20 protein-coding genes and 2 rRNA genes are annotated in these 23433 nt (G+C 51.1%); 12 read left to right on the top strand and 10 right to left on the bottom strand.

Annotated elements, in window-relative coordinates; translation table 11 throughout:
* Window positions 1-100: 100 nt before the first annotated feature.
* The 3 genes from AABJ99_RS06295 to kgtP all read left to right on the top strand — a co-directional run bounded on the left by AABJ99_RS06295 (window position 101) and on the right by kgtP (window position 4850).
* Window positions 101-3005, top strand: a 23S ribosomal RNA gene (locus AABJ99_RS06295).
* Between the two features lie 95 nt (window positions 3006-3100).
* Window positions 3101-3216 (top strand): 5S ribosomal RNA (gene rrf / locus AABJ99_RS06300).
* A 335-nt stretch (window positions 3217-3551) separates the two neighbouring features.
* On the top strand, window positions 3552-4850 hold the full coding sequence (gene kgtP, locus AABJ99_RS06305) for an alpha-ketoglutarate permease (protein ID WP_000841106.1): 1299 nt from the start codon (window positions 3552-3554) through the stop codon (window positions 4848-4850).
* On the opposite strand, the gene yfiM is transcribed toward kgtP, so the two are convergent.
* From yfiM to trxC, 5 genes are all read right to left on the bottom strand, one after another.
* The gene (yfiM, locus tag AABJ99_RS06310) at window positions 4847-5170 is read right to left on the bottom strand and encodes a YfiM family lipoprotein (RefSeq protein ID WP_001221087.1); all 324 of its coding nucleotides are present in this window, start codon (window positions 5168-5170) and stop codon (window positions 4847-4849) included. The genes kgtP and yfiM overlap by 4 nt on opposite strands.
* Window positions 5171-5214: 44 nt before the next feature.
* Entirely contained in the window at window positions 5215-6570 is a 1356-nt protein-coding gene (gene pssA / locus AABJ99_RS06315) for a CDP-diacylglycerol--serine O-phosphatidyltransferase (RefSeq protein ID WP_000949262.1), read from the bottom strand.
* Window positions 6571-6683: 113 nt separating this feature from the next.
* A complete protein-coding gene (patZ, locus tag AABJ99_RS06325; protein ID WP_000082993.1) occupies window positions 6684-9344 on the bottom strand; it encodes a peptidyl-lysine N-acetyltransferase PatZ in 2661 nt (886 codons plus the stop codon).
* 31 nt (window positions 9345-9375) lie between these two features.
* The gene (tapT, locus tag AABJ99_RS06330) at window positions 9376-10074 is read right to left on the bottom strand and encodes a tRNA-uridine aminocarboxypropyltransferase (protein WP_001354828.1); all 699 of its coding nucleotides are present in this window, start codon (window positions 10072-10074) and stop codon (window positions 9376-9378) included.
* Window positions 10075-10142: 68 nt separating this feature from the next.
* Window positions 10143-10562, bottom strand: a complete 420-nt coding sequence (trxC, locus tag AABJ99_RS06335; protein ID WP_039021704.1) for a thioredoxin TrxC — start codon at window positions 10560-10562, stop codon at window positions 10143-10145.
* A 206-nt stretch (window positions 10563-10768) separates the two neighbouring features.
* On the opposite strand from trxC, the gene yfiF reads away from it, so the two are divergent.
* A complete protein-coding gene (gene yfiF, locus AABJ99_RS06340) occupies window positions 10769-11806 on the top strand; it encodes a tRNA/rRNA methyltransferase (protein WP_000997419.1) in 1038 nt (345 codons plus the stop codon).
* A 47-nt stretch (window positions 11807-11853) separates the two neighbouring features.
* Here yfiF and ung read toward each other — a convergent pair whose 3' ends face one another.
* Window positions 11854-12543 carry a uracil-DNA glycosylase gene (gene ung / locus AABJ99_RS06345; protein WP_039021702.1) on the bottom strand — a complete coding sequence of 230 codons (690 nt, stop codon included), beginning with the start codon at window positions 12541-12543 and terminating at the stop codon, window positions 11854-11856.
* Between the two features lie 305 nt (window positions 12544-12848).
* On the opposite strand from ung, the gene grcA reads away from it, so the two are divergent.
* The gene (gene grcA, locus AABJ99_RS06350; RefSeq protein WP_000627804.1) at window positions 12849-13232 is read left to right on the top strand and encodes an autonomous glycyl radical cofactor GrcA; all 384 of its coding nucleotides are present in this window, start codon (window positions 12849-12851) and stop codon (window positions 13230-13232) included.
* Window positions 13233-13287: 55 nt separating this feature from the next.
* Here grcA and eamB read toward each other — a convergent pair whose 3' ends face one another.
* Window positions 13288-13875, bottom strand: a complete 588-nt coding sequence (gene eamB / locus AABJ99_RS06355; protein WP_039021701.1) for a cysteine/O-acetylserine transporter — start codon at window positions 13873-13875, stop codon at window positions 13288-13290.
* 102 nt (window positions 13876-13977) lie between these two features.
* On the opposite strand from eamB, the gene yfiE reads away from it, so the two are divergent.
* Window positions 13978-14859 (top strand): LysR family transcriptional regulator, encoded by an 882-nt coding sequence (yfiE, locus tag AABJ99_RS06360; RefSeq protein ID WP_039021700.1) that lies wholly within the window; start codon window positions 13978-13980, stop codon window positions 14857-14859.
* Between the two features lie 236 nt (window positions 14860-15095).
* Here the strand turns inward: yfiE and AABJ99_RS06365 are convergent, their stop codons facing one another.
* Window positions 15096-16076, bottom strand: coding sequence for an IS110-like element IS621 family transposase (locus AABJ99_RS06365; protein WP_332219181.1), 981 nt, complete (start codon window positions 16074-16076; stop codon window positions 15096-15098).
* Between the two features lie 271 nt (window positions 16077-16347).
* On the bottom strand, window positions 16348-17682 hold the full coding sequence (gene srmB, locus AABJ99_RS06370; protein ID WP_000219193.1) for an ATP-dependent RNA helicase SrmB: 1335 nt from the start codon (window positions 17680-17682) through the stop codon (window positions 16348-16350).
* A gap of 131 nt (window positions 17683-17813) precedes the next feature.
* On the opposite strand from srmB, the gene trmN reads away from it, so the two are divergent.
* Window positions 17814-18551, top strand: a complete 738-nt coding sequence (trmN, locus tag AABJ99_RS06375; RefSeq protein ID WP_001353022.1) for a tRNA(1)(Val) (adenine(37)-N(6))-methyltransferase TrmN — start codon at window positions 17814-17816, stop codon at window positions 18549-18551.
* Here trmN and nadB read toward each other — a convergent pair.
* Complete coding sequence (gene nadB / locus AABJ99_RS06380; RefSeq protein ID WP_001094513.1) at window positions 18536-20158, bottom strand: L-aspartate oxidase; 1623 nt, start codon at window positions 20156-20158, stop codon at window positions 18536-18538. The two genes, trmN and nadB, sit on opposite strands and share 16 nt — an antisense overlap.
* 255 nt (window positions 20159-20413) lie before the next feature.
* Here nadB and rseD point away from each other — a divergent pair, with 255 nt between their 5' ends.
* From rseD to rseC, 5 genes are read left to right on the top strand one after another with little or no spacing between them, the layout of a single operon-like run.
* Window positions 20414-20569, top strand: a complete 156-nt coding sequence (rseD, locus tag AABJ99_RS06385) for a rpoE leader peptide RseD (RefSeq protein ID WP_001303621.1) — start codon at window positions 20414-20416, stop codon at window positions 20567-20569.
* A complete protein-coding gene (rpoE, locus tag AABJ99_RS06390; protein WP_001295364.1) occupies window positions 20566-21141 on the top strand; it encodes an RNA polymerase sigma factor RpoE in 576 nt (191 codons plus the stop codon). The genes rseD and rpoE overlap by 4 nt, the downstream gene beginning before the upstream one ends.
* Window positions 21142-21173: 32 nt before the next feature.
* Entirely contained in the window at window positions 21174-21824 is a 651-nt protein-coding gene (gene rseA, locus AABJ99_RS06395) for an anti-sigma-E factor RseA (protein WP_001168459.1), read from the top strand.
* Window positions 21824-22780 (top strand): sigma-E factor regulatory protein RseB, encoded by a 957-nt coding sequence (rseB, locus tag AABJ99_RS06400; protein WP_000812053.1) that lies wholly within the window; start codon window positions 21824-21826, stop codon window positions 22778-22780. The genes rseA and rseB overlap by 1 nt, the downstream gene beginning before the upstream one ends.
* A complete protein-coding gene (rseC, locus tag AABJ99_RS06405) occupies window positions 22777-23256 on the top strand; it encodes a SoxR-reducing system protein RseC (RefSeq protein WP_000589077.1) in 480 nt (159 codons plus the stop codon). Before rseB ends, rseC begins: the two co-directional genes overlap by 4 nt.
* Window positions 23257-23433: the final 177 nt, after the last annotated feature.

The raw sequence follows: 23433 nt of genomic DNA on the forward strand, positions 1-23433 counted from the left end.
CAAGCTGAAAATTGAAACACTGAACAACGCAAGTTGTTCGTGAGTCTCTCAAATTTTCGCAACACGATGATGAATCGCAAGAAACATCTTCGGGTTGTGAGGTTAAGCGACTAAGCGTACACGGTGGATGCCCTGGCAGTCAGAGGCGATGAAGGACGTGCTAATCTGCGATAAGCGTCGGTAAGGTGATATGAACCGTTATAACCGGCGATTTCCGAATGGGGAAACCCAGTGTGATTCGTCACACTATCATTAACTGAATCCATAGGTTAATGAGGCGAACCGGGGGAACTGAAACATCTAAGTACCCCGAGGAAAAGAAATCAACCGAGATTCCCTCAGTAGCGGCGAGCGAACGGGGAGCAGCCCAGAGCCTGAATCAGTGTGTGTGTTAGTGGAAGCGTCTGGAAAGGCGCGCGATACAGGGTGACAGCCCCGTACACAAAAATGCACATGCTGTGAGCTCGATGAGTAGGGCGGGACACGTGGTATCCTGTCTGAATATGGGGGGACCATCCTCCAAGGCTAAATACTCCTGACTGACCGATAGTGAACCAGTACCGTGAGGGAAAGGCGAAAAGAACCCCGGTGAGGGGAGTGAAAAAGAACCTGAAACCGTGTACGTACAAGCAGTGGGAGCACCCTTTTGGGTGTGACTGCGTACCTTTTGTATAATGGGTCAGCGACTTATATTCTGTAGCAAGGTTAACCGAATAGGGGAGCCGAAGGGAAACCGAGTCTTAACTGGGCGTTAAGTTGCAGGGTATAGACCCGAAACCCGGTGATCTAGCCATGGGCAGGTTGAAGGTTGGGTAACACTAACTGGAGGACCGAACCGACTAATGTTGAAAAATTAGCGGATGACTTGTGGCTGGGGGTGAAAGGCCAATCAAACCGGGAGATAGCTGGTTCTCCCCGAAAGCTATTTAGGTAGCGCCTCGTGAATTCATCTCCGGGGGTAGAGCACTGTTTCGGCAAGGGGGTCATCCCGACTTACCAACCCGATGCAAACTGCGAATACCGGAGAATGTTATCACGGGAGACACACGGCGGGTGCTAACGTCCGTCGTGAAGAGGGAAACAACCCAGACCGCCAGCTAAGGTCCCAAAGTCATGGTTAAGTGGGAAACGATGTGGGAAGGCCCAGACAGCCAGGATGTTGGCTTAGAAGCAGCCATCATTTAAAGAAAGCGTAATAGCTCACTGGTCGAGTCGGCCTGCGCGGAAGATGTAACGGGGCTAAACCATGCACCGAAGCTGCGGCAGCGACACTATGTGTTGTTGGGTAGGGGAGCGTTCTGTAAGCCTGTGAAGGTGTGCTGTGAGGTATGCTGGAGGTATCAGAAGTGCGAATGCTGACATAAGTAACGATAAAGCGGGTGAAAAGCCCGCTCGCCGGAAGACCAAGGGTTCCTGTCCAACGTTAATCGGGGCAGGGTGAGTCGACCCCTAAGGCGAGGCCGAAAGGCGTAGTCGATGGGAAACAGGTTAATATTCCTGTACTTGGTGTTACTGCGAAGGGGGGACGGAGAAGGCTATGTTGGCCGGGCGACGGTTGTCCCGGTTTAAGCGTGTAGGCTGGTTTTCCAGGCAAATCCGGAAAATCAAGGCTGAGGCGTGATGACGAGGCACTACGGTGCTGAAGCAACAAATGCCCTGCTTCCAGGAAAAGCCTCTAAGCATCAGGTAACATCAAATCGTACCCCAAACCGACACAGGTGGTCAGGTAGAGAATACCAAGGCGCTTGAGAGAACTCGGGTGAAGGAACTAGGCAAAATGGTGCCGTAACTTCGGGAGAAGGCACGCTGATATGTAGGTGAAGCGACTTGCTCGTGGAGCTGAAATCAGTCGAAGATACCAGCTGGCTGCAACTGTTTATTAAAAACACAGCACTGTGCAAACACGAAAGTGGACGTATACGGTGTGACGCCTGCCCGGTGCCGGAAGGTTAATTGATGGGGTTAGCGGTAACGCGAAGCTCTTGATCGAAGCCCCGGTAAACGGCGGCCGTAACTATAACGGTCCTAAGGTAGCGAAATTCCTTGTCGGGTAAGTTCCGACCTGCACGAATGGCGTAATGATGGCCAGGCTGTCTCCACCCGAGACTCAGTGAAATTGAACTCGCTGTGAAGATGCAGTGTACCCGCGGCAAGACGGAAAGACCCCGTGAACCTTTACTATAGCTTGACACTGAACATTGAGCCTTGATGTGTAGGATAGGTGGGAGGCTTTGAAGTGTGGACGCCAGTCTGCATGGAGCCGACCTTGAAATACCACCCTTTAATGTTTGATGTTCTAACGTTGGCCCGTAATCCGGGTTGCGGACAGTGTCTGGTGGGTAGTTTGACTGGGGCGGTCTCCTCCTAAAGAGTAACGGAGGAGCACGAAGGTTGGCTAATCCTGGTCGGACATCAGGAGGTTAGTGCAATGGCATAAGCCAGCTTGACTGCGAGCGTGACGGCGCGAGCAGGTGCGAAAGCAGGTCATAGTGATCCGGTGGTTCTGAATGGAAGGGCCATCGCTCAACGGATAAAAGGTACTCCGGGGATAACAGGCTGATACCGCCCAAGAGTTCATATCGACGGCGGTGTTTGGCACCTCGATGTCGGCTCATCACATCCTGGGGCTGAAGTAGGTCCCAAGGGTATGGCTGTTCGCCATTTAAAGTGGTACGCGAGCTGGGTTTAGAACGTCGTGAGACAGTTCGGTCCCTATCTGCCGTGGGCGCTGGAGAACTGAGGGGGGCTGCTCCTAGTACGAGAGGACCGGAGTGGACGCATCACTGGTGTTCGGGTTGTCATGCCAATGGCACTGCCCGGTAGCTAAATGCGGAAGAGATAAGTGCTGAAAGCATCTAAGCACGAAACTTGCCCCGAGATGAGTTCTCCCTGACCCTTTAAGGGTCCTGAAGGAACGTTGAAGACGACGACGTTGATAGGCCGGGTGTGTAAGCGCAGCGATGCGTTGAGCTAACCGGTACTAATGAACCGTGAGGCTTAACCTTACAACGCCGAAGATGTTTTGGCGGATTGAGAGAAGATTTTCAGCCTGATACAGATTAAATCAGAACGCAGAAGCGGTCTGATAAAACAGAATTTGCCTGGCGGCCTTAGCGCGGTGGTCCCACCTGACCCCATGCCGAACTCAGAAGTGAAACGCCGTAGCGCCGATGGTAGTGTGGGGTCTCCCCATGCGAGAGTAGGGAACTGCCAGGCATCAAATTAAGCAGAAGGCCCAGTCGGAAGACTGGGCCTTTTTGCGCTGGTGCAGAAAAAAATGCCGGATGCGACGCTGACTGCATCTTATCCGTCCTACGCTCCCACATAAGCCAGATTCAACAGCGAATACGGCTTCCCCAAATTGCCCACTTAAATACTTCCTCCTTACCAGAAATCTATCCTTAAGCTCCTTAATAACCATTTTCCTGCTAACTAAATTCATGGTTAAGGTTGCATAATGATGCGCAACAAATGTATAACATTTTCTTTACCAAAAAAATAAACAACAGCGACCGACAAAAGCATCGGATTACGGCAGGAGACATAATGGCATGGCTGAAAGTACTGTAACGGCAGACAGCAAACTGACAAGTAGTGATACTCGTCGCCGCATTTGGGCAATTGTGGGGGCCTCTTCAGGTAATTTGGTCGAGTGGTTCGATTTCTATGTCTACTCGTTCTGTTCACTCTACTTCGCCCACATCTTCTTCCCTTCCGGGAACACGACGACTCAACTACTGCAAACAGCAGGTGTTTTTGCTGCGGGATTTCTGATGCGCCCAATAGGCGGTTGGCTATTTGGCCGCATAGCCGATAAACATGGTCGCAAAAAATCGATGCTATTATCGGTGTGTATGATGTGTTTCGGCTCACTGGTTATCGCCTGTTTGCCAGGCTACGAAACAATCGGTACCTGGGCTCCGGCATTATTGCTTCTTGCTCGTTTATTCCAGGGATTATCCGTTGGCGGAGAATATGGCACCAGCGCCACCTATATGAGTGAAGTTGCCGTTGAAGGGCGCAAAGGTTTTTACGCATCATTTCAGTATGTGACGTTGATCGGCGGGCAACTGCTAGCTCTACTGGTTGTCGTGGTTTTACAACACACCATGGAAGACGCTGCACTCAGAGAGTGGGGATGGCGTATTCCTTTCGCGTTAGGAGCTGTGTTAGCTGTTGTGGCGTTGTGGTTACGTCGTCAGTTAGATGAAACTTCACAACAAGAAACACGCGCTTTAAAAGAAGCTGGATCTCTAAAAGGATTATGGCGCAATCGCCGTGCATTCATCATGGTTCTCGGTTTTACCGCTGCGGGCTCCCTTTGTTTCTATACCTTCACCACTTATATGCAGAAGTATCTGGTAAATACTGCGGGAATGCATGCCAACGTGGCGAGTGGCATTATGACTGCCGCATTGTTTGTATTCATGCTTATTCAACCACTTATTGGCGCGCTGTCGGATAAGATTGGTCGTCGTACCTCAATGTTATGTTTCGGTTCTCTGGCAACCATTTTTACCGTTCCTATTCTCTCAGCATTGCAGAACGTTTCTTCGCCTTATGCCGCTTTTGGTCTGGTGATGTGCGCCCTGCTGATAGTGAGTTTTTATACTTCAATCAGTGGAATACTGAAGGCTGAGATGTTCCCGGCACAGGTTCGCGCATTAGGCGTTGGTCTGTCATATGCGGTCGCCAATGCTATATTTGGTGGTTCGGCGGAGTATGTAGCGTTGTCGCTGAAATCAATAGGAATGGAAACAGCCTTCTTCTGGTATGTGACCTTGATGGCTGTAGTAGCGTTTCTGGTTTCTTTGATGCTACATCGCAAAGGGAAGGGGATGCGCCTTTAATTATGCGCCAACTGCCAGACGGTATAGCCAGTAGTTGCACCGGCGACATCCCAGGTAAAATCTTTCCAGCTCCAGCCGCTCCCCTCGGGGCGGCTATCCCAAAGTTCTTTTGACGCGCCCAGCCCAACAGAGAACATCAGCCCGAAAGTGGCACTGCGATCGCGACTCATCCCCTGATGCTGTGAATATTCATTTCCGGCAGCGGAAAGCATCGCCGAGGCGATAAAGTGTTGAGCTTTATCCTGCCCGCTCCAGCTATCGTTAGCCATATGGCTGCATCCAGAAAGTAACAATAGCGAACAGACAAAAAGAATACGCAAAACGTGGCCTCCAAAAACAAACCCCGTACAGGACGGGGTTGTGATTACAGGATGCGGCTAATTAATCGGTCGATGCGGATACGGCGCAAACGGCGAATGAGTTTACGAACCTTCACCGGATAATCGGCAATACTTTGCAGATCGCGATAGTGCTTAACGATGGTGGTATGCTCGCGGATCAGCTCCAGTTCTTTCTCTCGCTGTGGCGCAAGCTCCAGTTGCGGATCGTGAATCAAAATAGCGTTTTCCAGATCCAGACGCCAGGCGCGCGGGTTCAGGTTATTGCCGGTGATCAGCATCCACTTATCATCAACCCACATCCCTTTCAGGTGATAGGTGTTGTCGTCGTCTTTCCATAACCGAACCACTAACTGGTCAGTATTGACGTAATACTGCAAACGGCTCAGGAAACGACGCAGATTGATCTCATAGAGATAAGGCAATGCGCCAATTATCTTGAAAGGTTCATCTTCCGGAATAAAGAAGTCATTCGCAGTTTTATCGCCAACAATAATTTCGACCTTTTTCCCTTCGCGCAGTAACTGGATGATATTACGCACAAGGATTGCTGGCAGGTTGAAATATGGTGTACAAATGGTTAGTTTCTGCTCGGCACAAGGCATAAGATGGAAAATGGTCTTGTTCAACAGACTCGATTTCCCCAGACCTACCAACGGCGTTACGGAAAGCTGATCGTTGTCAGCATCGCCCTGGAAATGATAAGCGGCATCACGCAGCTCCTGGCGGAACAGACGAATATCGTTCTTGATTTCCGGGCTTTTTGGCCGATTAACATCATCCAGACGATTAACTCCGCGGCCATTCATAATATTCTGTGTAACCCATTCAAACATAATGTCTGACATCTTACGGTTACGGATCAGATGATAACGGTCGTAGCGATATTTATCGTGCTGATGCAGGTAAACATCGTTCAGGCTGGCACCGCTATAAAGTACGCTATCGTCGATGATAAAGCCTTTAAAGTGCAGAACACCAAGGGCCTCACGGGTATTGATTGGAACGCCATAAACTGGAACATCTACGCCCGGATTTTCCTGTGCCATGCGGCAGTACCAGTCAGCGTTAGTGTTAGATGCCGCAGCGCCAATGCGTCCACGTTGTGCACGATGCCAGTCGACCAGCACCCGTACATCCAGTTCCGGACGCTGCCTTTTAGCCTCATACAACGCGTTCAGAATGCCTTTGCCACCGTCATCCTGTTCGAGATACAGGGCGACAATGCAAATGCGCTGCTTCGCGCTGGCTATTTTTTCCAGCAGCGTCTCCCGGAAGTCGGCGGGAGCGTAAAAGAAATCGACATCATCAACTGATTGAGAAATCTTGGGTAGTTGGGCAAGGTGTTGTTGATGTTTATTACGCTTAAATTTTGACAACATCACAGTGCATTTCTTCTCTGTTCATTGAAGGGTCCTCTGTGCAATGCAGACGACATAAGCGGGCAATAATAACACCAGTCCCGATTAAGTGGTCAACATTTCCAGTACCTTACTCATGATTCCTCGCGCTGGGCAAGATTTAGCGTAAGCCCAACGATCCCCTCTTCGAGCTGGATATCAACGTTAAACCCGAGCTTGCGGGCCAGCGCCACCATGCCACGATTGTTTGGCATCGTAATACCATTCAGACGTTGCAGTCCGTGATCTCGCGTATAGGTAATCAACTTTTCCATTAAGCGTCGACCTAAGCCTAACCCTTTGAGATCCGAGCGAACCAGCACGGCAAATTCGGCATCGATGTTATCAGGATCGGAGATCGCACGCGTGACGCCGAGGATCTCTTCCGTTTGATCAATACGTCGTACCGCTACAAACGCCATTTCCCGATCGTAGTCGATCTGCGTCATGTTGGCTAAATCTTCATGGGTAAATTCGTTGATCTCGCTAAAGTAGCGGTAATAAAGATCTTCTTTGGTGACTCGCGAAATGAATTGCTGAAGCTGTGGCTCATCTTCCGGCAAAATCGGGCGGAACAAGCAACGTTCGCCGTTTTTCAATTCTACCCATTCTTCCAGCTGATGAGGATAAGGGCGGACAGCCAGGCGACTCTCGTTATCGCCTTCAAACGGCGTGATATCCAGCGTGACATCAAGCGCGGTAAATTCATTGCCAGAAGCCAGCAAAGGATGAATATCCAGCCTCTGAATCTCCGGACAATCGACAATCAAGTTAGAAACCTGCACCAGTAACTGGCTTAATCCCGCCACATCCAGCGGGCGTAGCGCACTACGCGCACGAATCTTTTTACTTTTGATCCCCTGAATGACCAGATAACGTGCCAGGTTCATGTTCAGCGGCGGTAGTGCGACGACGGCTTGATCTTCAGGACGCCACTCCACACCGCCTTCGCCCAGCATGATCAACGGTCCGAAAACCGGATCGTGCTCAACCACTACTCGCAACTCCTGAGCGCCAGCACGGTTAGCCATACTTTGTACCAGCAGGCCGTGGATACGCGCCTGCGGCCAGGCCATTTTTACGCGATCGAAAATAGCATTTGCGGCTTGCTGGACTTCATTGGCTGTACGCAAGTAGAGCATGACGCCCTGAACTTCTGATTTATGTGGAATATCCGGCGAGCGTAATTTTAGTGCCACCGGATAACCAATCTGTTCGGCAATATGCACAGCCTCGGTGCTGTCAGTGGCAATCCAGGTGGGAAGTGTGTTCATGCCGTACGCTTGCAGGATAGGCTGAACTTCATGGGTATCGAGCGACGTTGCCCCTTCGACAATGGCCTGTTGCAACAGAAGATGCGCTTCTGCGGTATTAGAGGTCAGATTGCTGGGCAACGCCGGCGTTTCGCGTAGTTGCTTCTGATTACGCCGGTACTCCACCATATGCATAAAAGCGGTGATGGTTCCTTCCGGGGTGCGGTAGGTCGGCAGCCCGGCTTCGCTGAATAAACGTCGTGCCTCTTGCGAGGAGTGCTCGCCGCACCAGTTCGTCAGCAGAGAAACATACTTGCTGCGGGGATGATGCTTTACCGCTTCAATTAATGCATGTGCGCTTTCTGTTGCGGGAGCAGCGGCGCTGGGCGAATGAATAACCATCAGCGCATCAAAATCCTGACTGTGGAGCAGAATATCCAGCGTTTTAATATAATGCTCACTACTGGCGTCATCACGAAGATCGAGCGGGTTAGAGATTGCCACATGTTCTGGCAGTGCATCGCGCAATTTCTGGCAGGTTTCTTCACTGAGCGTAGCCAGCTTGCCATTGCGTGACCATAAGGCATCCAGCGCCAGTGCGGCAGGTGCTGCACCGTTGCTGATAATCATCAGCCGCTCTCCACGTAGCGGGCGCATATGGCTAAGGGTTTCGACTGCCGAAAACAGCTCGTGGGTATCCTGTACTCGCAACAAACCGGCGCGCTGAATAGCTGCATCCCAGGCAGGATCCATTCCTGCAGTGGTGTTCAGTAGTCGTTGCGCAGCCGGGCTGCGTCCACTTTTAATCACCAGAATAGGTTTATTACGTGAGGCGCTACGTGCAGCCGAAACAAAACGTCGCGCATCACTTAATTGTTCGAGGTAGAGCAGGATTGCACTGGTTTTGCTGTCGCGCGCCAGATAATCGAGCAATTCATCAACGTCGATATCCAGGCTGTCGCCGAGAGCAATAAAGTAGGAAAAGCCCATTTCCCGCTGTTGTGCCCAGTCGAGGATGGTATTGGAGACGGCGGCAGACTGCGAAATAAACGCCAGTTTGCCGCGTTTAATCGGTACAGGCGAAAAGCTGGCATTCAGGCCTTGCCAGGGGGCCAGTAATCCCAGACTGTTTGGCCCCAGCAGACGCATGTTATGGCGCAGGGCACAGGCACGGAGATCTTCGTGCTGCGATGCCGGGGCGGAAAGAATAATGCAGGTTTTACAGCCTTTCTCGCCGAGCTCTTCCAGAAGAGCAAGATTGCGGCTGGCATTGGTACATAAAACCGCAAGATCGGGTGTAAAGGGCAGGCTGGCAATATCCGGCCAGGCCAACACACCCAACACCGCTTTCCAGGCAGGCGTCACCGGGAGTACCGGCCCGTTAAATCCCCCCGCCAGCAGGTTACGCATCATCAGATAACCTGCGCGATTGGGTTTCATCGATGCGCCAATTACCGCAATCGATTTTGGTCGCAGTAATGCTTCCAGTCCTCGCTGACTCATATCGGTCTCCCGCAGAAGTGACCGAATGATTTTAAACGCTTTCTAACTGTTCTGCTGTGATGCTACCCAGATGTTGCGTTTTTCCTGCCAGATAGCGTGTTTTAAAGCGGGTGAAATACTCGCCTAGACCTGCCGCCGCTCCGGTATCGCCGGCCATATCTAACAGTGCGATGGCAACTTCGGCAGTGCAGTATTGGCCTTCAGCCTGGGCTTCACGCAGGCGATAGGCAGAAAGCCGGGAAAGATCGACGGAAATGACGGGAAGATTATCCAGATACGGACTTTTACGAAACATCTTGCGAGCTTCCGGCCAGGTACCATCGAGCATGATAAACAGCGGTGGCTTACCAGCAGGTGGTGTAAAAATCACTTCCCGTTGTTCATTAGCATATGAGGCAGGGAAGACCACCACCGGTTGATAATCCGGGTTTTGTACCAGAGCCAGCAAATCCTGCGAGGGTTCGGTACGGGACCATTGAAACGCGACGGTATTTGGCAAGATATCGGCAATCAGACGCCCGGTGTTACTGGGCTTCATTGGCTCGGTGTCGAACATCAGCAAACAAAAGCGACTTTTAGCTTCCGCTGGAGTAATTGTCGAACAGAGACATAATTTCTCTGGCAAAAGACAGCGTTGGCAGCGACGAACGCGATTACCGCGGGCAAGAAAAGGACGTGTTGCGCGCGCAATACGCTCGGCGCGTAACTGGAGAACAGCGTTTTCGGTCATAAGAGAGCGTCGAAAAAACGCCATTGTCGCAGAGGAGAAAACGGGGCACAAGATGCACCCCGACAAGATTAAAGCGATTCGTTCAGCCAGCTATCGAAAGGTGCTTTTGGTACTGCGCCATTAAGCATGTCGACAACCTGACCGTTTTTGAAAATCATGATTGTCGGAATGCTACGAATACCAAAGCGGCTGCTTAATTCACGTTCAGCTTCGGTATTCACTTTCACAAAGCGCACTTTACCGCTACGCTCTTGCGCAACATCTTCAAAAATTGGTGCGAAATTACGGCAGGGGCCGCACCACGGCGCCCAGAAGTCGATCACCACAGGCAGATCATCTTTCAGCAATTTATCGAGCGTTTCACTGGTCGCATTAATCACCTCTCCGTCAAACAAGTCGTGACCGCAGCGTCCGCATTTTGCCGCATCTTCGATCCGATCGTCGGGAATGCGATTGATGGCCTGACAATGGGTACAAACGGTATTCATAACTAACCTCGGGATGAGTAAGGAGACTTATCGGCAACGACGCCGGTATGTTTCTAATATGTTACATATTATCGGGGACATTGTTCCAGACAACAATCTGTTTTATTCAATAGGTATGATAGTCGCAGGCTTTGGTACGAAATCATGGCGAACCGCGCGCACTTCGGGTAATCTGCGCGCTTCGCGCAGCGCTGGTGGAGAAAAGCATGAACGATGAGATGAAAGGTAAAAGCGGCAAGGTCAAAGTGATGTATGTCCGCAGTGATGATGATTCTGATAAACGTACCCATAACCCGCGTACCGGGAAAGGGGGCGGGCGTCCAGGAAAATCTCGTGCCGACGGTGGCCGTCGCCCCGCCCGCGATGACAAACAAAGTCAGCCCCGTGACCGCAAGTGGGAAGAGTCTCCGTGGCGCACGGTTTCCCGCGCGCCAGGTGATGAGACGCCGGAAAAGGCCGATCACGGTGGCATCAGTGGTAAAAGTTTTATTGATCCGGAAGTGTTGCGTCGTCAGCGTGCGGAAGAAACCCGCGTCTACGGCGAAAACGCCTGTCAGGCACTGTTCCAGAGCCGCCCCGAAGCGATTGTTCGCGCCTGGTTTATTCAGAGCGTAACGCCACGTTTTAAAGAAGCATTGCGCTGGATGGCGGCAAACCGCAAAGCGTATCATGTGGTGGATGAAGCGGAACTGACCAAAGCGTCAGGCACGGAACATCACGGCGGCGTTTGCTTCCTGATCAAAAAGCGTAACGGTACAACCGTGCAGCAGTGGGTAAGTCAGGCAGGTGCGCAGGATTGTGTACTGGCACTGGAAAACGAATCTAACCCGCATAACCTGGGTGGCATGATGCGCAGTTGCGCGCACTTCGGCGTGAAAGGCGTTGTGGTGCAGGATGCGGCGTTGCTGGAATCCGGTGCGGCTATCCGTACCGCAGAAGGCGGTGCAGAGCATGTTCAGCCGATTACTGGCGACAACATTGTTAACGTGCTGGATGACTTCCGCCAGGCGGGTTACACCGTAGTGACCACCTCCAGCGAGCAGGGTAAACCGCTGTTCAAAACCAGTCTGCCAGAGAAAATGGTGCTAGTGCTGGGTCAGGAATATGAAGGGTTACCGGATGCCGCACGCGATCCGAACGATTTGCGCGTGAAGATTGACGGAACTGGCAATGTTGCCGGGCTGAATATCTCTGTTGCAACCGGCGTTTTGCTTGGCGAATGGTGGCGTCAGAACAAAGCCTGATAAATCAGCCGGGTGGCAATTCTGCCATCCGGCGTTTTCCCTTAAATTTACTCACTCTCTGCCGGTAATACTGGCATCCAGTCAATCGGTTTCTCGCCACGTTGTTCCAGCCACTGATTTGCCAGCACAAAATGATTGCAGCCAAAGAATCCACGATGTGCAGAAAGCGGCGATGGATGCGGCGCTTTCAGTACGTGATGGCGTTGCTTATCTATAATCGCTCCTTTCTTTTGCGCATGTGATCCCCACAACAAAAACACCACGCCTTCGCGATGCTGGTTGATCAGGCTGATGACTTTATCGGTGAAGGTCTCCCAGCCGAGGCTAGCGTGGGAATGCGCCTGACCTGCGCGAACCGTCAACACAGTATTGAGTAGCAGAACGCCCTGACGCGCCCAGCTTTCAAGATAACCATGATTAGGGCGGGTGAAACCGGGAATAGTATTTTCCAGCTCTTTATACATATTCAGCAGTGACGGCGGTGTCGCAATGCCGGGGCGAACGGAAAATGCCAGACCATGCGCCTGTCCCGGTCCGTGATAAGGATCCTGGCCGAGAATCACCACTTTAACGTCACCCAACTCTGTAAAGCGGAACGCGTTAAAGACATCCTTTTGTGGCGGATAGATAGTGACGCCGGCCTGCCGCTCGCTGGCGACGGTCTGTAGGGTATTAAGAAAATAGGGTTGCTGCTTCTCTTCAGCCAGCACGTCATGCCAGGTTAATTCGTTTGCCATCTCGCTCTCCCGCGAATCTTCAATCCGCCTAGCTTAACTGCTTCTTTCTACAGAACAAAATCATGCTCATTTTTTAGACTTAAACGAGTGCAAAAAAATGTAAATTGGTAAAATTTCACACCTGCATAAGTTGATGTAAAACAATAAAATCCATTTACGACCATACTTGATGTGTGGTTTTTATTGATTTAAATCAAAGAATCAAGGGTGTTTGAGGAGTATATATACACTCAAGCAACAATGGTTTTACCAATTGGCCGCGACAGGCTGATCAAATCAAATAAATTTTGCCGGGGAGGCATCACATGATTACAGGTATCCAGATTACTAAAGCCGCTAACGACGATCTGCTGAACTCTTTCTGGCTGCTGGACAGCGAAAAAGGCGAAGCGCGTTGCATCGTTGCGAAAGCAGGTTTTGCAGAAGACGAAGTGGTTGCAGTAAGCAAACTGGGTGACATTGAATACCGTGAAGTTCCAGTAGAAGTTAAACCAGAAGTTCGCGTTGAAGGTGGTCAGCACCTGAACGTAAACGTTCTGCGTCGTGAAACTCTGGAAGATGCAGTTAAGCATCCGGAAAAATATCCGCAGCTGACCATCCGTGTATCCGGTTATGCAGTTCGCTTTAACTCTCTGACTCCGGAACAGCAGCGCGATGTTATCGCTCGTACCTTTACTGAAAGCCTGTAAGGTTTAAGTAGCAAGTTACTAAGCGGAAGAGGGCGACCTCTTCCGCTTTTTTTCATTAACAGAAAATGCGCACCGCGCAATAGACCAGCAACAACGCCAGCGCGATATTTAACTGGCGACCATACTGGCGAAACAATCGCTGAAACAGATGCCCCGCCAGCGCCCAGCACACATTGCCAAACGTCCCAATCATTGCCAGCAAAACGCTGACGCCAATTACACAGCTTAACGCCTGCGTTTGTGGCAGAACAAATGTCGACAGTGCTGTAATGCCGTACAAAATAATTTTGACGTTCACAAACTGCAAAGCAAAGCTGGCCCAGAAGCTGATCGGTTTGGCCTGAAGTCCGTCTTCCTTGGTTGGACTGGTAGCGATTTTCCACGCCAGCCAGACAATATATGCTGCTCCTGCCCAACTCAAAAGGTGCACCGCTGCCGGGTCGATAACAGCCAGTGAAAATGAAATTCCTGCACACAGTAACATCACAATCAAAAATCCCAGACTCATCCCTGCCAGCACGCGGGTACTCCGACGAAATCCATGCGACGTGGCAGAGCTAAGAGCGAGTATATTGTTTGGTCCTGGTGTCAGGGCGGTAATCAGGGTGTAGGTCCAAAAAGCACTTAAAAGGGTCGGTGTCACTTGTTATCTCCTCTGTTTTGGTAGACAGTACCCGACACAAAACATTTAAAAAAATGAATGTTTTCACATTCTAAATTCGATATTTTCGATAGGTTTGGAGTTATGGATCTGCGCCGTTTTATTACGCTTAAAACCGTGGTGGAAGAGGGTTCCTTTTTGCGAGCTTCGCAAAAATTGTGTTGCACACAATCGACGGTGACTTTTCATATTCAGCAGCTTGAACAGGAGTTCTCAGTACAATTGTTTGAGAAAATTGGTCGACGCATGTGCCTCACTCGCGAAGGCAAAAAGTTGCTGCCGCACATCTATGAACTCACCAGAGTGATGGATACGCTTCGTGAGGCTGCCAAAAAAGAGTCGGAACCGGACGGGGAACTACGCGTTGTTTCGGGCGAAACGTTGCTCTCTTACCGAATGCCGCAGGTGTTGCAGCGTTTTCGGCAACGTGCACCAAAAGTGCGTTTATCGCTGCAGTCGCTGAACTGTTACGTGATCCGTGATGCTCTACTGAATGATGAGGCCGATGTCGGTGTTTTTTATCGCGTAGGAAATGATGATGCTCTGAATCGACGAGAATTGGGTGAACAATCGCTGGTGCTGGTGGCTTCACCGCAAATTGCAGATATCGATTTTACCCAGCCGGGAAGACATAACGCCTGTAGTTTTATTATCAACGAACCGCAATGTGTCTTCCGGCAGATATTTGAGAGCACGCTGCGCCAGCGACGGATCACGGTGGAAAACACCATTGAGCTTATAAGCATTGAAAGCATCAAGCGTTGTGTCGCGGCAAATATCGGGGTCAGTTACCTGCCGCGCTTTGCAGTGGCAAATGAACTTGCGAGTGGCGAATTAATCGAATTGCCTTTTGGCGAACAGTCGCAGACCATTACGGCAATGTGCGCTCACCATGCCGGGAAAGCGGTTAGCCCGGCGATGCACACTTTTATTCAGTGTGTTGAAGAGTGTTTTTTGCCGGGATAAAAATAATGCCGGGCTTAAACCCGGCACCTAACTTGTCGACGAAGTGCGTTTTGTTCATGCCGGATGCGGCGTGAACGCCTTATCCTGCCTACAAAAGCATGAAAATTCAATATATTGCAGGAGCTGCGTAGATACTGTTATGGCCTGCAAGTTTTTTTCTACCCCGGTTTCCCAGATTGCAGGCATGCCAGACACAGCGCCGTCAGGCGCTGTTTTTTTCATCCCTTCCGCGATTTTTACGCCGCTACCGGATTATGCCGTGACGCATCGAACGGGACCCCTGACTTCAGCACGCCATACGCCACCTGTGCCAGCTTGCGCATCATCGCGCCGAGAATCACCTTTCCTTTTTTGCCATTAGCCACCAGACGGTCACGGAACATCCGTCCCCACTCAGTCTTACTGGTGGCTACCATTGCAGGCATATACAACGCCCTGCGAAGCGACACATGTCCGGCTTTACTCAACCGGCTTGCCCCTCTCACACTACTGCCTGATTCATAACGCCGTGGTGTCAGACCCGCAAAAGCGGCGAACTGTCTGGCATGGGCGAAGCGGTCCTTCAGACCGATATAAGCCAGCAATACCGCAGATGTTTTCTCTCCGATACCCGGGATACTTTCCAGCAGTTTTCTGCGGTGTTTCATATCCGGATCATCGTCTGTCAGGTCTTTTATCTGCTTCTCAAGACGCTTCAGCTCTGCTTCAAGCCACAGAAGATGAGCATCAATGCTCGGCCTCTGGACTTCCCGCGCCGTTTCAGTGCGGTTCAGTTCCTGCGTGTGCATATCTGTCAGCGCCTGGTGGCGTACTACCAGGGCACGCAACGCGCGTTCAAGCGGGTGAGGCGCTTCCCAGGCTGCAGGGCGCTTCTGACGACAGAACTCTGCCAGCATGCGCGCATCCACGGTATCAGTCTTGTTACGCAGTCCTTCACTCTGAGCGAAAGCTTTACCCAGTGCAGGATTAATAACTGACACTATGTAACCTGCATCGTAAAGGCACTCTGCGACAGGTTCCATATAGGTGCCGGTCGCTTCGATGCAGATATGCGCATGGCCAATCTTGTGACCTTTCAGCCAGCTCACCAGCTCATCGTGCCCTTTAGTGGTGTTAGCGAATTTTTTGGTGCGATGACGACCATCAGGACGCAACACATCGACATCCAGTTTCTCTTTAGCGGTGTCGATACCGATATAATGAAGTTCATGTTCCATCGTGAAACCAACCTTGCAAATACGGATTACCGGGAAAACCGGTCCATGATACTGTCCGGTTTATCACTTTGGGAGAAAGGCAGTCCGCTGCATAAATCTACGCAACAGGTTGAAAACCTAAGGCCCGATACGGCATGCGGACTGCAGGCAGAGAAAACTGGCCGATTTTCTCTGCACAGGAGGGATAATACAAGGCCTGATAAGCGTAGCGCATCAGGCAGTTTTGCGTTTGCCAGCACTTTTAATTCCGGGCTTAAACCCGGAATTAAGATCACTCTTCTGTCGTTTGCGGTGGCACGCCCGTTCCGCTTGGTTTACGGCGCTTACCAATATTTTTGGTGTCGCGATGGCGTTTTTTCACCCGCGGCTTCTCTTTCTCTTTAGCTTTTTTCTTCTCGGCACGTTTAGCCAGTACTTTCTTCGATGGCTTGCCGGTCTGCTTTTCGCTTGGCGCACGCGTTTTCGGGCGTAACTCATCAATAACGCGAGCTTTAATTGGCTCTTCAATATAGCGGCCTACTTTGCCCAGCAGCAGATGGTCATGAGCTTCAACCAGCGAAATCGCGGTTCCCTTACGACCGGCGCGCGCGGTACGTCCGATACGGTGTAAATAAGTATCGCCACTGCGTGGCATATCGAAGTTAAAGACATGGCTGACATCCGGAATGTCGATACCGCGCGCGGCAACATCGGTGGCAACCAGTACGTTAACGCGACCTTCGGTCAGACGCTTGATCGCTTCGTTACGCTTGCCTTGTACCATCTCACCTTCGAGATAGCAGTTGTTGATGCCCGCTTCGCGCAGCCAGTTTGCCAACTCATGCACACGCTCACGCTTACGCACAAATACAATTGAGCGGGTCGCTTCCGGTTGTTTTAACAGATGCACCAGTAATGCGGTTTTATGCTCAAGATCATCAGCGCGGTAATACCACTGATGAATCTTTTTGCGCTCACGGGTGGATGGATTCGCAGAAACTTCCACCGGATCTTCAAGCAGACGCTCGGCAAAATCCTGAATGGCATCGCCTTCAAGCGTTGCCGAGAAGAGCAGGGTCTGTTTACGCCAGCGCGTTTCGCCTGCAATATGTTCGATATCCTGAGCAAAACCCATATCCAGCATACGGTCTGCTTCGTCGAGGATCAGCGTTTCAACCGCGCGGCAATCGAAGTTCTCTTCTTTTATGTATTGCAGCAGACGTCCGGTCGTGGCAACCACGATATCCTGGTTTTCGCTGAATACTTCCGCGTGGTTCATATAGGCTACGCCGCCGGTGATGGTGGCGATATCCAGATGCGTATGTTTCGCCAGTTCGCGGGCATGATCGGCCACCTGCATCGCCAGTTCGCGAGTCGGGGTGAGGATCAAAATACGCGGCGGACCGGATTTCTTACGGGGGAAATCGAGCAGGTGCTGCAACGCTGGCAGCAGATACGCCGCCGTTTTACCGGTGCCTGTCGGCGCAGAACCGAGTACATCACGGCCATCGAGCGCAGGCGGAATGGCGGCAGCCTGAATGGCGGTCGGGCGAGTGAAACCTTTATCCTGGAGGGCTTCCAGCAGGCTTTCGTCGAGTTCAAGTTCGGAAAAAGTCGTTACAGTCATGTTCTACCTCTGTGTGGGGCGCTGATTATAGACGTTACGGCTGCAATCTTCATCTGTTTGTATGGATATCGCTTCTCGGGTATTGTTCACACCCGGTGCTATCGCCGTTTTTCCTGCAAGGTTTTATTTTCATGTCACAGTCTACATCCGTGCTTCGTCGTAATGGATTTACTTTTAAACAGTTTTTTGTTGCTCACGATCGCTGTGCGATGAAAGTGGGAACGGATGGCATTTTGCTGGGCGCATGGGCACCGGTGGCTGGGGTAAAACGTTGCCTTGATATCGGCGCGGGTAGCGGGTTGCTGGCATTAATGCTGGCGCAGCGAACCGATGACAGCGTGATGATTGATGCCGTTGAACTGGAAAGTGAAGCTGCGACTCAGGCGCAGGAAAATATCAACCAGTCCCCGTGGGCAGAGCGGATTAATATCTATCCGGCGGATATTCAGCAGTGGATCACACAGCAGACAGCACGCTTTGATTTAATCATCAGTAACCCGCCTTATTATCAGCAGGGCGTTGAGTGCGCTACGCCGCAGAGGGAACAGGCACGCTATACCACTACGCTTGATCATCAATCGTTGCTAACCTGCGCGGCGGAGTGCATTACTGAAGAGGGATTTTTTTGCGTGGTGTTGCCAGAGCAGATTGGTAATGGTTTTACTGAACTGGCATTAAGAATGGGCTGGCATTTACGTTTACGGACGGATGTGGCGGAAAACGAAACGCGACAGCCGCATCGGGTGCTGCTGGCATTCTCCCCACAGGCGGGAGAATGCTATAGCGATCGCTTAGTGATTCGTGGGCCAGACCAGAGCTATTCCGAAGCGTACACTGCGCTGACCCAGGCTTTTTATTTGTTTATGTAAAGGTTGTCGGGGGAAAGGATCGATGGGCCAGAGTGAGTGAGCAACTCCGGGTAATCCAGCGTGAAATGCAGCCCCCGGCTCTCCTTGCGCACCATCGCACAGCGAACAATCAACTCGGCAACCTGTACCAGATTACGCAGCTCCAGCAAATTATTTGATACGCGGAAATGGGCGTAATATTCGTCTATTTCCTGCTGAAGCATATTGATCCGCCGCAGGGCGCGTTCCAGACGTTTCGTTGTGCGCACAATGCCGACGTAATCCCACATAAACAGACGTAGCTCGTGCCAGTTATGTTGAATCACCACCAGTTCGTCAGGGTTCTCAACACGGCTTTCATCCCACGGCGGTAACGTACTGACGTCGTGGGCATAAGGCATACGCCTGGTAATATCCTCCGCCGCCGACCAGCCGTAAACCAGACACTCCAGTAATGAATTTGAGGCCATGCGGTTAGCGCCGTGTAAGCCGGTATAACTCACTTCGCCAATGGCGTACAAACCTTCGACGTCCGTACGCCCATGATCATCAACCATTACACCACCGCAGGTATAGTGTGCAGCAGGCACAATCGGCACAGGGCCTTTCGTGAGATCAATCCCCAGTCCCAATAACTTTTCATAAATCATCGGGAAATGCTGACGAATAAAATCGGCAGGCTTATGGCTGATGTCGAGATACATACAATCCGCACCGAGGCGTTTCATTTCATGATCAATAGCGCGGGCGACAATATCGCGCGGGGCCAGTTCGCCGCGCTCATCGAAATCGGGCATAAAACGCGTGCCATCCGGGCGCTTGAGATAAGCACCTTCGCCGCGCAGTGCTTCCGTTAACAGGAAATTTCGTGCCTGTGGGTGATAGAGCGCGGTAGGGTGAAACTGATTAAATTCGAGATTGGCGACCCGGCAGCCCGCGCGCCACGCCATAGCAATGCCATCGCCAGAAGAAATATCCGGATTGGTGGTGTACTGATAAACCTTCGACGCACCGCCGGTTGCCAGCACAACCGCTTTTGCGTGGCAGGTTTCAACCGTTTCTTTATTTCGGTTCCATACCCACGCGCCTACAACTCGTCGCGTGCCCGGCAGGCCAATTTTGTCAGAGACAATCAGATCAACCGCGTTGCTGCGCTCCAGCACGCGAATATTCGGATGGTTCTGCGCCTTGCTCACTAGTGTGGTTTCTACTTCTTTACCGGTGGCGTCCGCAGCATGAAGAATTCGTCGGTGACTATGTCCACCTTCACGGGTCAAATGGTAGCTTTCTTCGCCATTCGATTGAACGTGGGTATCAAACAACACCCCCTGGTCGATTAACCATTGCACACAAGAACGCGCATTGCTGGCGACAAATTCAACTGCATGGCGATCACAAATACCAGCACCGGCAATCATTGTGTCTTCCACATGCGAATCAATGCTGTCAGTTTCATCAAACACGGCGGCAATTCCGCCCTGGGCATAAAATGTTGAACCTTCCGTTACTGGGCCTTTACTTAGAACGATGACATGATGCCGGTCAGCCAGACGTAGCGCCAGTGAAAGCCCGGCTGCGCCGCTACCGATAATCAACACGTCACATGAATGTTCAGGGAGAGTATTCATTTTCTTTGTTTAATTTACTAAACACGGTTTGGTCAGCATAGCATCATGTTGTGCGATTAAACACCTGCTATTTTGATTTTTGTTACAGGGGCTAAACAGACCGAATCACGGCGACGAGAAAACGAGAAGTTACTGGCTGGCGAAGGATTAGGTGGTGAAATAAAAAGGCCGTTGGGTTACTCTTCAGGCAGTTAAATGGGCATTTCTACACAGATAATGCGATGTTCAGATTCTGTAGACTTATAATGATAGATAATGATCCGTCTACAGCATGACAAACAAAAACAGATGCGTTACGGAACTTTACAAAAACGAGACACTCTAACCCTTTGCTTGCTCAAATTGCAGCTAATGGAGTGGCGTTTCGATAGCGCGTGGAAATTTGGTTTGGGGAGACTTTACCTCGGATGAGCGAGCAGTTAACGGACCAGGTCCTGGTTGAACGGGTCCAGAAGGGAGATCAGAAAGCCTTTAACTTACTGGTAGTGCGCTATCAGCATAAAGTGGCGAGTCTGGTTTCCCGCTATGTGCCGTCGGGTGATGTTCCCGATGTGGTACAAGAAGCTTTTATTAAAGCCTATCGTGCGCTGGATTCGTTCCGGGGAGATAGCGCTTTTTATACATGGCTGTATCGGATTGCTGTAAATACAGCGAAAAATTACCTGGTTGCTCAGGGACGCCGTCCACCTTCCAGTGATGTGGATGCCATTGAAGCTGAAAACTTCGAAAGTGGCGGCGCGTTGAAAGAAATTTCGAACCCTGAGAACTTAATGTTGTCAGAAGAACTGAGACAGATAGTTTTCCGAACTATTGAGTCCCTCCCGGAAGATTTACGCATGGCAATAACCTTGCGGGAGCTGGATGGCCTGAGCTATGAAGAGATAGCCGCTATCATGGATTGTCCGGTAGGTACGGTGCGTTCACGTATCTTCCGAGCGAGGGAAGCTATTGATAACAAAGTTCAACCGCTTATCAGGCGTTGACGATAGCGGGATACTGGATAAGGGTATTAGGCATGCAGAAAGAACAACTTTCCGCTTTAATGGATGGCGAAACGCTGGATAGTGAGCTGCTTAACGAACTGGCTCATAACCCAGAAATGCAGAAAACCTGGGAAAGCTATCACTTAATCCGTGACTCAATGCGGGGTGATACTCCCGAGGTGCTCCATTTCGATATCTCTTCACGCGTAATGGCCGCCATTGAAGAAGAGCCAGTACGTCAACCGGCGACACTGATCCCAGAGGCCCAGCCTGCGCCGCATCAATGGCAGAAAATGCCATTCTGGCAGAAAGTACGTCCATGGGCTGCACAGCTTACCCAAATGGGCGTAGCAGCATGCGTATCGCTTGCAGTTATCGTTGGCGTCCAGCACTATAATGGGCAATCTGAAACGTCCCAGCAGCCCGAAACGCCAGTATTTAATACACTGCCGATGATGGGTAAAGCCAGCCCGGTTAGCCTGGGAGTACCTTCTGAAGCGACTGCAAACAATGGTCAACAGCAGCAGGTACAGGAGCAGCGTCGTCGCATTAATGCAATGTTGCAGGATTACGAACTGCAACGTCGACTCCACTCTGAACAGCTTCAGTTTGAGCAGGCCCAAACACAGCAAGCCGCTGTACAGGTGCCAGGAATTCAAACTTTAGGAACGCAATCGCAGTAATGAAGCAACTTTGGTTTGCCATGTCATTAGTGACAGGTAGCCTGTTATTCTCTGCTAACGCCTCGGCCACTCCCGCGTCCGGGGCGTTATTACAGCAGATGAACCTGGCCAGTCAGTCACTGAATTACGAGCTGTCATTCATCAGCATCAATAAACAGGGTGTTGAGTCTCTGCGTTATCGACATGCACGCCTCGATAACCGTCCTCTTGCACAATTGTTGCAAATGGATGGCCCGCGCCGGGAAGTGGTACAGCGCGGCAATGAAATCAGCTACTTTGAACCGGGCCTTGAACCGTTCACGCTTAATGGCGATTACATTGTTGATTCTCTGCCATCGCTCATCTATACCGATTTCAAACGCCTTTCTCCTTACTACGACTTTATCTCCGTGGGACGCACGCGTATTGCTGATCGTCTTTGCGAAGTCATTCGCGTGGTGGCCCGTGATGGCACACGCTACAGCTACATCGTGTGGATGGACACCGAATCGAAATTACCGATGCGGGTTGATCTCCTTGATCGCGATGGTGAAACGCTGGAACAATTTCGCGTGATTGCTTTTAACGTTAATCAGGATATCAGCAGCAGTATGCAGACGCTGGCGAAAGCAAATCTGCCGCCGCTGCTTTCTGTTCCTGTAGGTGAAAAAGCTAAATTCAGCTGGACGCCAACCTGGTTGCCACAGGGGTTTAGTGAGGTTTCCAGCAGCCGACGTCCGTTACCGACGATGGACAACATGCCTATCGAATCACGTCTCTATTCCGACGGATTATTCAGCTTCTCGGTAAACGTTAACCGCGCTACTCCATCGAGCACCGATCAGATGTTGCGCACCGGACGCAGAACCGTCAGTACAAGCGTACGTGATAACGCCGAAATCACCATTGTCGGCGAACTGCCGCCGCAAACGGCGAAACGCATTGCCGAGAATATTAAGTTCGGGGCAGCGCAATGATCAAAGAGTGGGCTACGGTCGTCTCCTGGCAAAACGGGCAGGCGCTGGTCAGTTGTGATGTTAAAGCCTCATGCAGCAGCTGTGCTTCTCGTGTCGGTTGCGGTAGCCGCGTGCTGAATAAACTTGGCCCACAAACCACGCATACCATTGTCGTACCCTGTGATGAACCGTTAGTGCCGGGGCAAAAAGTGGAATTAGGAATCACCGAAGGCAGCCTGCTTAGCTCCGCATTACTGGTTTATATGTCGCCGTTGGTGGGATTATTCCTCATCGCTTCGTTATTTCAGCTACTCTTTGCTTCAGATCTTGCAGCATTATGCGGTGCGATTCTCGGCGGCGTTGGTGGATTCCTGATTGCACGCGGCTACTCGCGAAAGTTTGCTGCCCGGGCGGAATGGCAACCGATCATCTTAAGCGTGGCATTGCCGCCAGGCCTTGTGCGATTTGAAACATCTTCGGAAGACGCGAGCCAGTGATTTCACTGGCTTTGTTGCATTTTGCATAACAAATGCGAGGACGTTTCCAGATACCACAATCCATACGGTATGAACATTTCCTCGCCTCAATGTTGTAGTGTAGAATGCGGCGTTTCTATTAATACAGACGTTAAGCTCAGAACAGCGACTTCTAAAAGCCTGGTTAACCGGGCATTA

It is taken from the genome of Escherichia coli, from assembly GCF_036503815.1.
In the GTDB taxonomy this organism is placed as follows: domain Bacteria; phylum Pseudomonadota; class Gammaproteobacteria; order Enterobacterales; family Enterobacteriaceae; genus Escherichia; species Escherichia coli_F.

Excerpts from the sequence above, each read along its gene's own strand:
- grcA (WP_000627804.1), top strand. The coding sequence starts at position 12,849 with ATGATTACAGGTATCCAGATTACTAAAGCCGCTAACGACGATCTGCTG.
- trxC (WP_039021704.1), bottom strand. The coding sequence starts at position 10,562 with ATGAATACCGTTTGTACCCATTGTCAGGCCATCAATCGCATTCCCGAC.
- patZ (WP_000082993.1), bottom strand. The coding sequence starts at position 9,344 with ATGAGTCAGCGAGGACTGGAAGCATTACTGCGACCAAAATCGATTGCG.
- rseB (WP_000812053.1), top strand. The coding sequence starts at position 21,824 with ATGAAGCAACTTTGGTTTGCCATGTCATTAGTGACAGGTAGCCTGTTA.
- nadB (WP_001094513.1), bottom strand. The coding sequence starts at position 20,158 with ATGAATACTCTCCCTGAACATTCATGTGACGTGTTGATTATCGGTAGC.
- AABJ99_RS06365 (WP_332219181.1), bottom strand. The coding sequence starts at position 16,076 with ATGGAACATGAACTTCATTATATCGGTATCGACACCGCTAAAGAGAAA.
- srmB (WP_000219193.1), bottom strand. The coding sequence starts at position 17,682 with ATGACTGTAACGACTTTTTCCGAACTTGAACTCGACGAAAGCCTGCTG.
- rpoE (WP_001295364.1), top strand. The coding sequence starts at position 20,566 with ATGAGCGAGCAGTTAACGGACCAGGTCCTGGTTGAACGGGTCCAGAAG.
- rseD (WP_001303621.1), top strand. The coding sequence starts at position 20,414 with ATGATCCGTCTACAGCATGACAAACAAAAACAGATGCGTTACGGAACT.
- pssA (WP_000949262.1), bottom strand. The coding sequence starts at position 6,570 with ATGTTGTCAAAATTTAAGCGTAATAAACATCAACAACACCTTGCCCAA.
- ung (WP_039021702.1), bottom strand. The coding sequence starts at position 12,543 with ATGGCAAACGAATTAACCTGGCATGACGTGCTGGCTGAAGAGAAGCAG.
- yfiE (WP_039021700.1), top strand. The coding sequence starts at position 13,978 with ATGGATCTGCGCCGTTTTATTACGCTTAAAACCGTGGTGGAAGAGGGT.
- yfiF (WP_000997419.1), top strand. The coding sequence starts at position 10,769 with ATGAACGATGAGATGAAAGGTAAAAGCGGCAAGGTCAAAGTGATGTAT.
- tapT (WP_001354828.1), bottom strand. The coding sequence starts at position 10,074 with ATGACCGAAAACGCTGTTCTCCAGTTACGCGCCGAGCGTATTGCGCGC.
- trmN (WP_001353022.1), top strand. The coding sequence starts at position 17,814 with ATGTCACAGTCTACATCCGTGCTTCGTCGTAATGGATTTACTTTTAAA.
- rseC (WP_000589077.1), top strand. The coding sequence starts at position 22,777 with ATGATCAAAGAGTGGGCTACGGTCGTCTCCTGGCAAAACGGGCAGGCG.
- rseA (WP_001168459.1), top strand. The coding sequence starts at position 21,174 with ATGCAGAAAGAACAACTTTCCGCTTTAATGGATGGCGAAACGCTGGAT.
- kgtP (WP_000841106.1), top strand. The coding sequence starts at position 3,552 with ATGGCTGAAAGTACTGTAACGGCAGACAGCAAACTGACAAGTAGTGAT.